The sequence below is a fragment of the Cellvibrio sp. pealriver genome (genome assembly GCF_001183545.1).
In the GTDB taxonomy this organism is placed as follows: domain Bacteria; phylum Pseudomonadota; class Gammaproteobacteria; order Pseudomonadales; family Cellvibrionaceae; genus Cellvibrio.
Genome location: NZ_KQ236688.1, coordinates 4,359,838 through 4,374,904 on the forward strand (window position 1 = coordinate 4,359,838; position 15,067 = coordinate 4,374,904).

Below are 15,067 nucleotides of genomic sequence, written 5' to 3' on the forward strand. Positions count from 1 at the left end.
CATTTTATTGCGGCAAGTCAATTTGCCGGATAAACATGCATTTAAAAACTGGAGAGCAATGGTGAATACGCAGGAATCCCATGCAATAAATAATGATCGTCTTGCAAAATTACGCTTGCGTGAGCGGATTGGCTATGGTTTGGGCGATGCCGGATTTAATTTTTATTGGGCGATTATTGGTTCTTATCTCGTCTTTTTTTATACCGATGTTTTTGGCATTGGTGCCGCTGCCGCAGCGACTATGGTAACGGTGACAAAAGTTATCGATGCGATTACCGATCCCATCATTGGCGGTATTGCGGACCGCACCAATACGCGTTGGGGAAAATTCCGGCCTTATTTATTGTGGGGTGCCTTACCCATGATGGGTGCCGGTGTGCTCACCATGAGCACGCCGGATTTGGACGAGACCGGAAAATTAATTTGGGCCTATGCGACCTACAGTTTATTAATGCTTTGCTACACCGTGTTGAATATGCCGTACAACTCGTTATCGGCAGTGCTTACCGGCAATGTGCAAGAGCGCAATACACTCAACAGCACGCGCTTCTTTTTTGCGTATTTCAGCAGCATTATCGTGGGTGCGGCCACGCCGGAACTGGCGGAATATTTTGGCGATGGTGATCGCTACTCGGCCAAAGGTTGGCAATTAACCATGGCGGTGTATGCGGTGATTGCATCCTGTTTATTTATCGTCACTTTTTTAACAACGCGCGAGCGCATTCAGCCGGCCGCTCATCAAGAAAAAACCAATCCTCTGAATGACCTAAAAGATTTATTTGTCTGTCGCCCCTGGATGATTTTATTTGTATTGGCATTGGTATTCATGATCGCCATGACCCTGCGTGGCAGTTCAGCCGCTTATTATTTCCGTTACTTTGTTGAGCGTCCGGACTTGTTAGGGAATTATATCGGTTTGCAAATGGCAGGTTTGATGGTGGGCGCAATGATGGCATCGACCGTGACCAAATACATTGATAAACGCAAACTGATGATGTGGTTGATGTGTGTGGTTGCCGTGTTATCGATTGCCTTTACGTTTGTTCCAAAACCGGATCGCCATGGTGTGGTGGATATTACCGTTAATGAAGCGGTGCAGTTGGATGCGCAAACATTACTGGGTTCCGCACATGAAGATGGTGACCGCTATCAATGGCTGCGTCATGACAAAATTTTCTGGATTATTAAAGAGCGCGTACCTCTTGCTGAAACCGGTGCAGGGCTCACGCTTGAAAATGCCAAAGGACAAGTGATCAGCGTTATTCGCACTCGTGTTAATGGCAGCGAGCAAGACAGTGCGGACTTGCCCGGCGAAATTATATGGATGTTTGCGCTCAATATTTTGATCAGCATTGCGCTCGGGTTTAAGCCTCCTATTACCTGGGCAATGTATGCCGATGTGGCGGATTACAACGAGTGGAAAAATGGCCGCCGTGCAACGGCTATGACATTTGCGGCAACGACATTTTCACAAAAAATCGGCAGTGCAGTTGGTTCGGCGCTGATGTTATCAGTGTTGGCGGTGATGGGTTATCAAGCCGGGCAAATGCAAGCCGGCGCATCGCTCGATAGTATTGTTTATATGCAGACTATTGTGCCGGGAATGTTTGCATTGCTTACCGCGTTGTCGTTGGTGTTTTACAACCTGACAGACAAACAAGTTGAAAATATTCAACACGAATTATCGTCTCGAAATAATTAATCGTCTCGAAATAATTAATCGTCTCGAAATAATTAATAGGTTATTGGGTTTTTAATCATGACTAATTTGCTAAATCCCACTGATACTGGTGATCGCTACGAATTGCACAGCCCCACCGCTATGCCGCGTGCAGCGGGTTTTTTATGGAATCAGCGGATGATGATCCAATCAACCTGCCGCGGTTATGCGGTTGCGCAATTTATGCAACCCGAACCTGCCAAATATGCGTATGCGCCCAACCTGGAAGCAAAAACATTTATGCAGCCAGAGCAGCCCTATTATGCGCATCATCCCGGGCGATTTTTTTATGTCAAAGATGAAGAGACGGGAGAGATTTTTTCAGCGCCTTACGAACCGGTGCGCGCAGCGTATGACCGTTACGTATTTTCAGTAGGCAAAAATGATTTGCGCTGGACGCTGCAAACACTCGGCATTGAAATTGAATTAACGCTGTCTCTGCCTGTGGCAGATGTTGTTGAATTATGGGAAGTGAATGTTATCAATCGCTCCGGGCGTTCGCGCCGTATCAGTGTCTATCCCTATTTTCCGGTGGGATATATGTCATGGATGAATCAGTCCGCGGAATATCGCGCTGATGTGGGCGGAATTGTCGCAAGTTGCGTCACGCCCTATCAAAAAGTGGCTGATCACTTTAAAAATAAATGGTTCAAAGACAAAACGTTTTTCCTGCATGAGCAAACACCAACAGCCTGGGAGGCAAAGCAGGAAAGTTTTGAAGGCGAAGGCGGTTTGCATTATCCGTCTGGTTTGCAGCAAGAGTTGCTGTCTTGCGGTGATGCGCGCTATGAAACACCGGCTGCCATTTTGCAATACCGCGAAACATTTTTGCCTGACGATAAAAAAACCTACCGTTTTATTTTTGGCCCGGCATTTGATGATGTGGAAATCAGCAAGCTGCGTAATACCTATTTAAGTGAGCATGGCTTTGCCAAAGCCCGCGCTGAGTATACGGCGTATGTTGCGAGCGGAAGAGGTTGTTTGCACATTGAAACACCGGATGCCGAGCTGAATAATTTTGTCAATAATTGGCTGCCGCGCCAGGTGTTTTATCACGGTGATGTAAACCGTCTGACAACGGACCCGCAAACGCGCAATTATCTGCAAGACAATACGGGCATGACGTTTATCAAGCCCGATGTTACGCGCGCGGCGTTTTTACATGCACTCAGCCAGCAGGAAAGTTCAGGCGCAATGCCGGATGGAATTTTATTGGTAGAGGGGGCAGAGCTTAAATACATCAACCAAATTCCTCATACTGATCACTGTGTATGGCTGCCGGTGTGTTTAAAAACCTATCTGGATGAAACCAACGATTACGCGATTTTGGATGAGCTGGTGGCAGGGCATGATGGTAAAACCCTGAGCGTATTTGAGCGAATCAGCAACGCGATGGATTGGTTGTTGCAGGCGCGCGATTATCGCGGCTTGAGTTTTATCGCCCAAGGTGATTGGTGTGATCCCATGAATATGGTGGGATACAAAGGAAAAGGTGTTTCTGGTTGGTTATCTGTCGCAACTGCTTATGCGTTGAATCTGTGGGCGGAAGTGTGTGAAAAAATATCACGCAAAGATTTGCAGCAAAAATATATCGCAGGTGCGGCAGACATTAATGCTGCTGTGAATAAACATCTGTGGGATGGCGAATGGTTTGGTCGTGGCATCACAGATGATGATGTAGTGTTCGGGGTCAGCAAAGATAACGAAGGGCGTATTTTTTTAAACCCGCAAAGTTGGGCGATTCTTGGCGGTGCGGCAAGCGAAGATCAGCGCAAAAAAATGATTGCCGCAGTAGAAGCGCAATTGGAAACACCTTACGGTGTCGCCATGTTGGCTCCTGCATATACCGCTATGCGCGACGATGTAGGCCGCGTTACCCAGAAGCACCCTGGCTCTGCAGAGAATGGCTCGGTCTACAATCATGCGGCGATTTTTTATATCTACAGTTTGTTTACGATTGCAGAAAAAGATCGCGCCTATAAATTATTGCGGCAGATGATTCCGGGGCCAAGTGAAGCTGATTATTTGCAGCGCGGCCAACTGCCTGTCTATATCCCCAATTATTATCGCGGCGCTTATCATCAGTATCCGCGTACCGCTGGCCGTTCATCGCAGCTATTTAATACCGGGACTGTATCCTGGGTGTATCGCTGTTTGGTTGAAGGTGTGTTTGGTTTGCAGGGGGGCACCGAAGGTTTGTGGGTCAATCCGCAATTGCCGTCAGCGTGGCAAGAGGCGAAAGCGATACGCGAGTTTCGCGGTGCGCGTTTTCATGTGAGCATCAAGCGTGTTGCGATCGATAAGGTGCAGTTGTATTGCGATGGTGAGCTGCTGGACGACAATTGTGTGCGCAGTATCAAGGCTGGAAGTGAATACCATCTGGAGGTATTGATCCCCTGATATTCGGTTGAAGGTTTTTCGTTTGTCCAGTCCTGAAATAAGTTGACACTGATTTATCCAAACGCCCGATGCACCTCATCGGGCGTTTTGTATTCTAGGGATAGATGCGGACGACGTTCGTTGTAGATCCGAATCGACTCGGCCACCATCACTTTTGCTTCTGCAAGATCCCTGGGTTTCCTTATCAAAAACTCACTTTTCAAAATACCATTCACACGCTCTGCCAGCGCATTTTGATAGCAGTCGTAACCATCCGTCATCGAACAATGAACACCGTATTGATAATGCAATTTCTGGTATTGCGCTGAACAATACTGAATACCCCGATCTGAATGGTGGATGAGCTCATCACCACTGCGTCGCTGCTGTAGTGCTTGTTTATACGCACCGATTACTGACTCAGCCTTCAGATTGTCATGGACGCAATGCCCCACAATCTTGCGCGAATAGGCATCGGTCACCAAACTCAAATAGGCCTCGCCCTGATGCACGGGTAAATAGGTAATGTCAGCCACCCAAACATGTTCTGGTCGTTGCGGAATCACTTGATGTTCACCAGGCTTCAGAAGATTGGGATGTTTGCGAAAGCGATGATGGCTGTGCGTTGTTTTGTGATAAGCCCGCTTGGTGGGAACCAGCAGGCGATGTTCGCGCAGCAAAGCAAACAGTCGATCTCGCCCCACAACCAATGCGGATTGTTGTAACAAGCGCTGTAGTTTGCGCGTTCCGATGCAGGGTTGTAATGCACGTTCACGCTGCACCGCATCAAGGAGTATCTGCGTGTGCACTTCTCGTTGTCGCACCCGCTTACATTGTTGATACCAGGCTTGCCGACTGATGCCGAGTAGCTGGCAACCACGGACAACGGATAAACCCGCTAACGTTTTCGTTTGGATGATGTTCCGTGCGGCTTTTTTACCACGCTGACTCCATAGTCGCGCTTGAGTACATCAACCACCGCTTCGAAAAAATCCGCTTTTTGTTGGGTTAGAGCGAGCTGCTGTTCCAGTTCTTTGATGCGCTGTTCTGGCGTTTGAGGGCGAGGATTATCGGACATGAGGAGGCCTTTTGCTGGTAAACCTAATGACCAATCCAGTTGACCATGCTTGCGCAGCCAACACAAGACTGTAGATCTGCCTTGTATACCGTAGCGAGACTGGGCTTGTTTATAAGTCATCTCTCCTTTTTCGATTTGATCGACAAGAGCCAATTTAAAGGCGAGAGAGTAATCACGCTGGGTGCGTTTAATAACGGGATTCATAACACTTTCCTCAGTAGAGAGTAGAAAAGTGTCAACTTTATTCAGGACGAGTCAGTTTGCATAAAAAAGGCGCTTTTGGAAAGCGCCTTTTTTACTGGTGTTGCCGGTTATTCCGCTTTTGCAGTTTTAGTGGTTTTCTTGGCTGCTTTTGCTGGCTTGGCTTCATCGGCAGGTTGTTCAGTGTTGGATTCCGCGGCGGCCTTGGTTTTGGTCGTTTTGGCTTTGGTGGTTTTTGCCGGAGCTGAAGCCTGCCGTGCTTTTACAATTGAGAGGTATTTGATCCAGGCCTGTTCGATTGGGCTTTTTGGTGCACTTTGGTTGGATATGACTTTGAGTATATGCAGATCTTCAGGAGTGGGGTCAGAAACTTCATCCATGGACAGTGCATTGACCAGTACCCCTTGTTTGCGTATCAATCTGGCCTGGATATCCGTCAGGCCTCCTTTTTCAAAGCCGTCAGGAAAGTTCACGGCATCCTGGAAGGTTTGTTTCAGATAATGTTCACGCGGCAACATAGGTATCTCCATTATTAGTATGTGCTCTTTTGGCTACACCGGAAGACACTTCCGGACAAAAGTCGCTGCCGAAGATAATCTGTTTTCATGACACTGTATAGAGCCAAGCCTGGGCTTTTTGGTGCTTGAAGAAGCAGTTTGGATAAATGTCGGGCATAAAAAAACCGGCCTGAGCCGGTTTTTTATGTTTGAAGCGATTCAAGGTGGATTAGGCGGTAGCCAGAGCCTTGATTTTTGCATTCAAACGGCTCTTGTGGCGAGCAGCTTTGTTCTTGTGGATCAGACCTTTGTCAGCGATGCGGTCAATTACCGCAACAGCTGAAACATAAGCAGCTGTTGCCGCTGCTTTGTCGCCAGTAGCGATAGCTGCCAGCACTTTCTTGAGGTAGGTACGCCCCATAGAGCGCATGCTTGCGTTGTGCTTGCGAGCTTTTTCATTCTGACGCGCGCGTTTTTTGGCTTGGGGTGTATTTGCCACCTTAGTGCTCCTATTAAATTCTGTAAAAACTGTCTAAAAAAGGGTCGGGATTCAAGGACGCGACATTATGCCGTGTTCGATTTGTTTGTCAACAAAAGATGCTGGCTTATTTCAATGTCGGAGCCTCCCGTCGCTGTCCTGATCCAGTCCCTCAAGATTGGCTGGCATGTTAGTATTGATGCTTATAAACGCGCCAAAACTTGGGGGATTTCCGTGTCATGACAGATGACCATCGCATCGCTAAAGGTAATAGCGGTCAGGGTGCTATTCAGGATGATGCAATAGACAGCGATAAAACCCGGTTTCGCCCCGGCGACACGATTATCGCTGATGCACCTCAATCGCCTGATCTGACGGTTACCCACTACAGCGCATCCCATAATCATTCTGCCGGCTTTGCCCAGGCACGTGAGCTTGTCAAACAGTCCCAAAGTGGTAAAGGTACTCTCCTCAAAAAGCGGTTTTTGTTGGAAGAGGTGCTCGGGCATGGTGGTATGGGCACTGTTTACAAAGCCAAGGATTTACGCAAAGTCGAAGCGGAAGATCCCGACCCCTATATTGCCACCAAAGTACTGAATCAGGATTTTAAAGATCACCCCGATGCTTTTGTCACATTGCAACAGGAGACTGCAAAGTCCCAAACGCTTGCGCACCCTAATATTGTGACTGTCCATGATTTTGACCGCGATGGCGACATTCTGTTTATGACGATGGAGTTGCTTGAAGGTAAGCCGCTCGATCAATTAATCAAAGCACATCGGCGCACAGGTTTGCCCAAAGAGCAGGTGTGGAAAATTACGCGCGATCTTTGCGCTGCGCTTGCGTATGCGCACCAACGCCAATTAATTCATGCCGATTTCAAGCCGGGCAATATTTTTGTTAATAACGACGGTCATGCCAAGGTGCTGGATTTTGGTATTGCGCGTGCTGCCAACCGCGAAGCGCAAAAGCACCGGTTCGACGCAGGGCAGTTGGGCGCGTTGACCCCGGCGTATGCCACTGTCGAAATGGTAAAAGACGAGCCGCTCGGTTTTAGCGATGATGTGTATGCACTGGCGTGTGTGGTATACGAAATGTTGGCGGGCCAGCACCCTTATAATCAGCGTTCTGCCTTTGAGGCGCAGCAGCAAAAATTATCCGCCAAACGTTTGGATAACCTGAGTGCGCGTGAATGGAAGGCGTTGCATCGCGCGCTCGCATTGGATAAATCCGCGCGCACGTCCAGCATCGCGCAATTTGCGGATGAATTATTTCCCAAGCGCAGCCCGGTGGTGTTGACGGCGGCGTTGGGGCTTGCTGTTGTTTCATTGGTGGGCGCGGGGTGGTTTGGATACAGCCAGCATCAAGCCAAGCAGCAAGTACAAAAAACGGTGCAGCAAAAAATAACGGCTGCGCAATTATGTTTTGCCCAAAGTGATTTTTCCTGTGCGATTGAGCAGGCATTGGTAGCGGTCAATCTTGATTCTGCGAACAATGTTGCCGCGCAGTTATTGCAGGCCGCGCAAGTCGCGCAAACGGCGCGTGAACAAGAGTCCCGCTTGCAAGAGTTGCTTGTACAGGCGCAGGAATGTGTTGCAAAACAAGATTTGGATTGTGCCGTTTTATTTGCGGATAAATTGCGTGAGGCCGATGCTGATTATCCAGCACTGCAATTGCTTGACCAGCAGATCCATTCTGCGCGTGTCCAAGGCGAACAAGCTGCAGCGGCGCAACAAGAGATGATTAACCAACAATTGGCAGTCGCGCAAAATTGTTTGATAAAAAATGATTACGCGTGTGTGCAGGAGCAGGCATCGGCAATTTTGGTGCTGGAGCCTGCCAATGCCCAGGCGATAGAAATACGGCAGCAGGCCAATTTGGCGCAACAACAGCAAAAAGAAATTGCGGTAAAGGTCGATAAGTTGCTTGCCGATGCCAATAATTGCATGACCAAAAAAAATTATTCCTGTGCAATAGCCAAAGCCGAATCAGCCATGGAGTTGGATGCAGGCAATAAACAGGCTGAAGCGCTCAGGGTGCGTGCAATGGACACCCAGCGTAAATTGAAAGAAACCGGTTTTACTATCAAATAATTGTATGCAGCAAGGTGGCTTTATGAAATCCAAATGTCTGGTTTTGCTCTTATCCCTCGCTATGGCTTATCCGTCCTACGGATTTGATTTGAAAGATCTAAAAAATAATATTGATCGTTCACACAAGTGTAAAAGTGATGATCAAGGGTGCAAAAATCGCGAGCGTTTAAAAGCGGTGGCACGAGTGGCGGTTGTAGCAGCTGCGGTAACATTAATTACCAAGATGGCGATCAAACACCGCTCCGAACGTATTGCTCGCGAAGAGCAGGTAGCCGATGAATACAAAACCCAAAATAGCAGTTTACCTGCTGAACCCATAGCGACTGAGTACATCACCAAAACATTGCCGGGTAATGTGGTGGAGCCTGGCAGTGAAGTGATTATTCAGTCGGATATTGTTGTGGTGCCGGGTACCAAACAGAAAACGGCATTGATAGAAGAGCGCATTGCGATTTACGACAATGAAGATAACACCAAAGAATTAAAAAATTTCACCAAACCGGTAAATGGAAAAACCAAAAAAGGTGGACGTTACCAAAATGAATTTTCATTTACGTTGCCCGAAGGTTTGCCGCAAGGTGTGTATCCGATCAAAACCGAGCTGTTGTTAAATGGCAAAGTAGTGGATACATCGGATACGGATATCCAACTCGTTCTGCAAGTCAATAATGTGGGTGAGATACAGCTGCTAGCGATGAATTAAGTGCGCATTATTGCGCAGCAAAAAGGGCGCGTTTAATCGCGCCCTTTTTATTGTTAACGCGGGTTTTCCAAATAGCGATTCAGCATTTCCAGCCGTTCAGGTGTGCCTACATCGCTCCAGTGCCCGCGATGTACCTGTCCGCTTAATTGTTGATTGCTGATCGCGCTCCGCAGCACTTCTACCAGCGGAAATTTTTGGCGTAGATGCGGATACTGCGCAATCAATTCCGGTTTAAGCAGGCTGATACCGCCAAACGTGAAGCGTTGGGGGTGAATCTTATCGGTGTCCTCAACCAACAAATTATTTTGGTCTAATGCAAAATCCCCATGTGGATGGAAATCGGGATTGGGTACCAGCAAAAGATGCCCCAGTTGCGTTTCGTCCAGTGGTGTTTGGATGAACGGGGCAAATTCGAAGTCACACCACACATCGCCATTGACCAATAAAAAAGGTTCATCGCCCAATAGCGATAGTGCGTGAAAAAGTGCGCCGCCAGTTTCCAGTGGTTCAGGCTCTTCTGAGTAATGGATTTGCAAGCCGAATTGTTGCCCATCACCTAAATGCGCGCGAATTTTATCGCCCAGATACGCAAGGTTGATAATCACATCCTTAATACTGGCGCGCGCAATATTCTCCAGATGATATTCAATCAAGGGTTTGCCGCCGGCGGGCAATAAGGGTTTGGGAGTGTGATCGGTAAGCGGGCGCATGCGATTACCCAACCCGGCAGCGAGGATCATGGCTTTCATGGTGCCTCTCCTGTCGCATTTCCTGCTGAGCGATAATCGCTGTACCAGGCTTGTTGCTGTGCACGCGGTAGAAGGGTTTGTTTGAACCAGTCTGAAAATGGTTGCAGCTCCGGGTATTGCTCGGCAACTTCCAGTGTGTAGCGAATGACGAGCGGTAAATCCTGCAGGTAGCCCTGCTTGTTATCGCGCAGTGATAGGCGCGCAAAAATACCCAGCACTTTGATGTGCCTTTGTAAGCCCAGCCAGTCGAACCAACGTAAAAATTCTTGTTCGCTCACAGCGGGGATAATTCCTTTGCTAATCGCCTGTTGACGATAATCCAATGCCCAGCGTTTTACCTGTTCGGCAGGCCAGCGGCGATAACAGTCGCGCAGCAGCGACACCAGATCGTAAGTGATCCCGCCCCAGAGCGCTCCCTGGAAGTCGATGACGCCCAGCGTGCCATCATCAAGCAATAATAAATTGCGCGAATGGTAGTCGCGGTGCACAAAGCCTTGCGGCTGGTTGAGTGCATTGTCTTCCAGTTGCACAAATAGCGCGTCCAGTCGCTCCCGTTCGCTTTGGTTCAAGCTGTAGCCCAGCAGGTGTTGGACGAACCATTCGCTGAAAATCCCCAGCTCGCGGCGCAACAATTCGCGGTCATAGCGGGGGATCAGCGAATGATTATCGGCGGTGCGATGCAATTGCAGCAGGGTGTCCATGGCCTGCCGGTAAAGGGTGTCGGCATTATCCGGCGTAAGTTCGCGCAGAAACAGCCGATCGCCAAAGTCCTCTACCAGCAAAAAGCCCTGGGTGATATCGGCAGCGGCAATTTGCGGGCTGCGCACATCTTGTCTGGCAATCAATTCGGCTATCGCCAAAAACTGTGCGCTGTCTTCGGTTGCTGGCGGGGCATCAACCGCCAGCCATTGCGATGGTTGCTGGAAGCGAAAGTAGCGACGAAAGCCGGCATCGCTACCCAGGCTGTGCAATACAATCGGGTGCTGCTCTTTCGGAGTGTGCTGCGTTACCCAGTTAGTGAGTGCTAGCTTTCGGAGGTCAGTTATGGGGCGGTTATCGCTGGCTGTTTCGGGTGTTGTGGGGTTGGTCATGCGGCGATCCGGTAGGGATGTGATTATCAGTAGTGCGCTGGATTCTACCCCAGCTTGTGGATTTGCCCCAATTCATTCCCAGTGCAGGCGGTTTACAGTAGAATCGCTGCAATTTTTTCGGTGATAAAACCGATCGCCCATTTGAGATTGCGGTTAATGGCTCCAACCCAACAGCGACACATAACACAATATCTGCGCAGTAAATTCCTCCGTTCCCGCCTAGCCCTGTGTATTGCAGCCCAGTGCGCGGGGATTTTGCTGTTTGCCAACCCGGCGTTGGGAGCAGACCCGGCAACAAACACCGACCCAAACGAAGAATTGCGTGAGCTGGATTGGGTGCCCCTTGAAGAGTTGACCGCGGAGCAAAAAGCCCAGGTGCCTACTGCCTGCTGTGGCGCTTATGTTGCGCCTGAGCGCGATGATGCGGAATCAGAGATGGATCCGGAAAAGGCGAACATCTTCGGCACTGCAGATTATTCAGAATCAGAAAAGCAAACCAAATTTATCATGCGCGATGATGTTCGCCTGACCCAAGGTCGGCGCTCATTCCGTGCAGATACGTTTACCTTCGATAAAACCAGCCGCGAGGCAGAGCTAGACGGCAATATCCAGGTGCGTGAGCCGGGTGTGTTGCTGCGCGCTGACCGCGCGTATATCGATACCAATACCGGCGATGCGCGTCTGGATAATGCCCGTTTTGTATTGTACGAGACCCGCGTGCGTGGCCGTGCTGAGAACCTGCAGAAGTTTGGCGACAAGATTATCAGCCTTGACCAAGGCACCTTTACCAGTTGTGAGCCGGGTGATAACACCTGGGCGATCAAGGGTTCCAATATCACCCTTCACAACGACAAGCACTACGGCACCGCCAAGCATATGCGCTTGCACATCAAGGATATTCCGGTCGCCTATGCCCCTTATTTTCGTTTTCCTATTGGGCCGGATCGCCTGACTGGCTTTCTCTTCCCTTCGGTGGGTTTTGATGAAAATGACGGGATTGGTGAGTTTTCAGCGCCGTTTTATTGGAATATCGCCCCCAATTACGACGCGACCTTCACCCCGCGCTATCTGTCTGAGCATGGCTACATGCTGGCGACTGAGTTTCGCCATAAATCGACGTGGTTTGATACTGAGCTAAGCGGTAGCGTGCTGAACAATGACCGCAGTGGCGATACCGGCCGCGCCGATGATGAGATTGATGCGCGTTATTTGGGCAAAGACCGCTGGCAATACAATGTGCTGCAGACCGGTGGCCGCAACCAGCCTTGGTCAACTGAGATTGATTACACCGATGTCAGCGATGCCGATTATTTGCGCGATGTGGATGGCAGTGCTGTGGATTTGAATCGCCAGGCTTACATCCGCCAGCGCGCAGCAGCCAGCTTCAATACGGGGCACTGGCAAGTGGGTGCCAAGGCGGAAGAGTTCCGCCTGCTGACCAGTACACAGCTGCCTTATCGTGAGTTGCCTCGCTTGCACGCTGACGGTCAGTACCGCATTAATGATTGGCAAATTGAGTTGGATCATGAGTTCACCAACTTTGCGATGAACCGCTACTTTGAAGAAGATCCGGCCAATGCGCTTTACAAAGCGGATCTGATCACCGGCGAGCGCTTGCGTACCAACTACAAACTGACATGGGATAAAGAGTTCACTGCGGGTTATCTCAAACCCGGTATCGGGGTGAAAACCCTCGGCTATAAACTTGAGGCGACCAATCTGCGCGATGACATCGACAGCAGCCAGCAGTTTGCCGCGCCGCAAGGCTCGCTCGATATGGGCTTGTATTTCGAGCGCGAGAAATCGCTGTTCGGTTCCGGTTTTACCCAAACTCTGGAACCGCGCGCGTTCTATCTCTATCGCGATTATGAAAACCAGGATTCACTCTACGGGCTGACATCAGCTTCAAGCTATGTGAACTTTGATACATCGGATTTGGTCTTTACCTACGAGCAGCTGTTCCGCGATTCCCGTTTTTCCGGCGGCGACCGTATTGACGATACCAACCATCTCGCGCTGGGTTTGACCAGCCGCTTTGTGGAGGATGGTTCGGGAATTGAGCGTTTGCGGCTGAGTGTCGGGCAGATTACGTATTTTGAAGACCGCGAGGTCAGTATCCTCAATGATGACGATGCCTACGCCAACACCCGTACCAGTTCAGCGGTTGCAGGACAATTAAGTGCGCAGTTGGGCGATCATCTGCGTATCAACAACGATGTGCTTTACGATCACCAACAAGAGAAAATCAATACTGTCAGTACCAGCCTGCACTATATGGATGAGCAATACCGTATCCTGAATGTGGGTTACCGCTACAGCCGCGATCCGGTATCCCTTAGCCCCTTGGAAACGGTGCCTGCGATAGGTAAGTCGCTCAACCAGCTGGATGTGACGACGCTCTGGCCAGTCTCCAACCAATGGGCGTTGATTGCCCGCGCCAATTATGATTTTACCTACAATGCGGAACTCGATACCTTTGCCGGGCTCGAATATACCGATTGTTGCTATCGCGTCCGCGTACTGGCTCGCCAATGGGTGGATTTTGATTTTAGCCCAGACTTCATGGAAGGGCTCAGCAGTGATGATTATGACCGCGGTGTCTTTATTGAAGTGCAGTTGCGCGGCTTTGGCAGCCTGAGTCAACGTATCAGTAACCTGCTCGACAAGGCCATGTACGGCTACGGCGAGCGCGAAAAATCCCTACAATAAAACAGTGATTGAATTATGAGTAAGAACCAAAACAACCTGCATTCTGTACGCATGGGCTGGAAAGTATTACTGGGCGGCATGGTATTGCTGACCAGCCAGCTTGGGTTGGCGCAGAGCAATGCTGTATCACTGGATCGCGTAGTGGCGATTGTTGATAAAGATGTCGTGCTGGAAAGTGAATTGAATGACCGCAAGGCCTCGATCATGGAGCGCTTGCGTGGGCAATACCAACAGCTACCACCGGAAGATGTGCTCAACAAGCAAATTCTGGAGCAGTTAATTCTCGAACGCATTGAATTAGGCATGGCCGAGCGCTACGAAATTAAAGTAGATGAAGCAGAAATTGATCAGGCTATTGGCCGCATCCTGCAAAAAAACCAAATTACGTTGGCGAGTCTGGAAGCAGATCTGAACGCCCAGGGGCTGACGTTGGATGGTTTGCGTAAACAATTGCGCAATGAGCTGACGATCAGTCATTTGCAACAAGGGTTGGTGAATAGCCGCATCAAAATTACCGATCAGGACATCAATAATTTCCTCGCCTCCAGCGATGGAAAATATGCAACCTCACCCGACTTTCACATTGGTCATATTCTGATTGCTGTATCCAGCAGTGCAGATGAGGCAGCCGTAAAAGAAGCTGAAGACAAAGCCAATGAGGTGTATCAAAAGCTTCAGGGCGGAGCTGATTTCTCGCAAATGGCAATCAGTTATTCAAACGATCAGGCTGCACTACAAGGCGGTGATATAGGTTGGCGTAAACTGGCGCAATTGCCAGAGTTATTTGGCAACCAAATGGCAAATTTGGTTGTAGGGCAGGTATCCAAACCTTTCCGCAGTGGTGCAGGTTTCCACATCCTTAAGAATATCGAGCAGCGCGGCGGCGGTGAGCAACTGGTTGAACAAACCCACGCGCGTCATATTTTGGTAAAAACATCCGAAATTATGGATGATGCACAAGCGCGCCAAAAATTGCTCGGCCTTAAATCCCGCATTGAGAAAGGCGAGGATTTTGCTGCACTCGCACGCGAGCACTCTGAAGATACGGGCTCAATGTTGAGTGGTGGTGATTTGGGCTGGTCTACCCCTGGTATGTTTGTGCCCGAGTTTGAAGAGGCAATGAAAAATACTTCTATTGGCAATATCAGTCGCCCCTTCAAGAGCCAATTTGGCTGGCACATCTTGCAAGTGATGGAGCGCCGCAAAGAAGATATGAGTGATAAAATGAAGCGCAACCAAGCTGCCAACGTGCTGCGCTCACGCCGCTTCGATGAAGAGTTCCAACTCTGGTTGACCCAAATCCGCGAAGAGGCTTACGTCGAAATTAAACTCTAGATTCGTGTATTGTTATTGAGCCTGTTTTACACAA

Annotated in this window: 11 protein-coding genes; 6 read left to right on the forward strand and 5 right to left on the reverse strand. The window is 49.4% G+C overall.

From position 1 onward, the window contains the following. Positions 1–58: 58 nt before the first annotated feature. Positions 59–1,702 (forward strand): MFS transporter, encoded by a 1,644-nt coding sequence (locus tag VC28_RS18925; protein ID WP_049632009.1) that lies wholly within the window; start codon positions 59–61, stop codon positions 1,700–1,702. A gap of 66 nt (positions 1,703–1,768) precedes the next feature. Next, on the forward strand, positions 1,769–4,120 hold the full coding sequence (locus tag VC28_RS18930; protein WP_049632554.1) for a GH36-type glycosyl hydrolase domain-containing protein: 2,352 nt from the start codon (positions 1,769–1,771) through the stop codon (positions 4,118–4,120). A 53-nt stretch (positions 4,121–4,173) separates the two neighbouring features. Here the strand turns inward: VC28_RS18930 and VC28_RS19645 are convergent. The 3 genes from VC28_RS19645 to rpsT all read right to left on the reverse strand — a co-directional run bounded on the left by VC28_RS19645 (position 4,174) and on the right by rpsT (position 6,374). Next, a protein-coding gene (locus VC28_RS19645) for an IS3 family transposase (RefSeq protein WP_156184249.1) occupies positions 4,174–5,381 on the reverse strand; the annotation gives its coding sequence in 2 pieces (ribosomal slippage) (positions 4,174–5,039 and positions 5,039–5,381; 1,209 coding nt in all). A 107-nt stretch (positions 5,382–5,488) separates the two neighbouring features. Continuing rightward, the gene (gene maoP / locus VC28_RS18945; protein ID WP_049632010.1) at positions 5,489–5,896 is read right to left on the reverse strand and encodes a DUF413 domain-containing protein; all 408 of its coding nucleotides are present in this window, start codon (positions 5,894–5,896) and stop codon (positions 5,489–5,491) included. Positions 5,897–6,104: 208 nt separating this feature from the next. After that, positions 6,105–6,374: a 30S ribosomal protein S20 gene (gene rpsT, locus VC28_RS18950; RefSeq protein ID WP_049632011.1), complete on the reverse strand. Its 270-nt coding sequence runs from the start codon at positions 6,372–6,374 to the stop codon at positions 6,105–6,107. Positions 6,375–6,592: 218 nt separating this feature from the next. On the opposite strand from rpsT, the gene VC28_RS19375 reads away from it, so the two are divergent. Then, a complete protein-coding gene (locus tag VC28_RS19375; protein WP_053094238.1) occupies positions 6,593–8,446 on the forward strand; it encodes a serine/threonine-protein kinase in 1,854 nt (617 codons plus the stop codon). Positions 8,447–8,468: 22 nt separating this feature from the next. Continuing rightward, positions 8,469–9,149 (forward strand): hypothetical protein, encoded by a 681-nt coding sequence (locus VC28_RS18960; RefSeq protein WP_049632012.1) that lies wholly within the window; start codon positions 8,469–8,471, stop codon positions 9,147–9,149. A 53-nt stretch (positions 9,150–9,202) separates the two neighbouring features. Here VC28_RS18960 and murU read toward each other — a convergent pair whose 3' ends face one another. Both murU and VC28_RS18970 read right to left on the reverse strand, forming a co-directional pair. Next, a complete protein-coding gene (gene murU / locus VC28_RS18965; RefSeq protein WP_049632013.1) occupies positions 9,203–9,898 on the reverse strand; it encodes an N-acetylmuramate alpha-1-phosphate uridylyltransferase MurU in 696 nt (231 codons plus the stop codon). Beyond that, on the reverse strand, positions 9,895–10,989 hold the full coding sequence (locus VC28_RS18970) for an aminoglycoside phosphotransferase family protein (RefSeq protein ID WP_049632014.1): 1,095 nt from the start codon (positions 10,987–10,989) through the stop codon (positions 9,895–9,897). The genes murU and VC28_RS18970 overlap by 4 nt, the downstream gene beginning before the upstream one ends. 156 nt (positions 10,990–11,145) lie before the next feature. On the opposite strand from VC28_RS18970, the gene VC28_RS18975 reads away from it, so the two are divergent. Together VC28_RS18975 and VC28_RS18980 are read left to right on the forward strand one after the other, a co-directional pair. Continuing rightward, complete coding sequence (locus tag VC28_RS18975) at positions 11,146–13,698, forward strand: LPS-assembly protein LptD (RefSeq protein ID WP_049632015.1); 2,553 nt, start codon at positions 11,146–11,148, stop codon at positions 13,696–13,698. A 15-nt stretch (positions 13,699–13,713) separates the two neighbouring features. Continuing rightward, a complete protein-coding gene (locus tag VC28_RS18980; RefSeq protein ID WP_049632016.1) occupies positions 13,714–15,033 on the forward strand; it encodes a peptidylprolyl isomerase in 1,320 nt (439 codons plus the stop codon). Positions 15,034–15,067: the final 34 nt, after the last annotated feature.

Excerpts from the sequence above, each read along its gene's own strand:
- VC28_RS18925 (WP_049632009.1), top strand. The coding sequence starts at position 59 with ATGGTGAATACGCAGGAATCCCATGCAATAAATAATGATCGTCTTGCA.
- maoP (WP_049632010.1), bottom strand. The coding sequence starts at position 5,896 with ATGTTGCCGCGTGAACATTATCTGAAACAAACCTTCCAGGATGCCGTG.
- VC28_RS19375 (WP_053094238.1), top strand. The coding sequence starts at position 6,593 with ATGACAGATGACCATCGCATCGCTAAAGGTAATAGCGGTCAGGGTGCT.
- VC28_RS18960 (WP_049632012.1), top strand. The coding sequence starts at position 8,469 with ATGAAATCCAAATGTCTGGTTTTGCTCTTATCCCTCGCTATGGCTTAT.
- murU (WP_049632013.1), bottom strand. The coding sequence starts at position 9,898 with ATGAAAGCCATGATCCTCGCTGCCGGGTTGGGTAATCGCATGCGCCCG.
- VC28_RS18970 (WP_049632014.1), bottom strand. The coding sequence starts at position 10,989 with ATGACCAACCCCACAACACCCGAAACAGCCAGCGATAACCGCCCCATA.
- VC28_RS18975 (WP_049632015.1), top strand. The coding sequence starts at position 11,146 with ATGGCTCCAACCCAACAGCGACACATAACACAATATCTGCGCAGTAAA.
- VC28_RS18980 (WP_049632016.1), top strand. The coding sequence starts at position 13,714 with ATGAGTAAGAACCAAAACAACCTGCATTCTGTACGCATGGGCTGGAAA.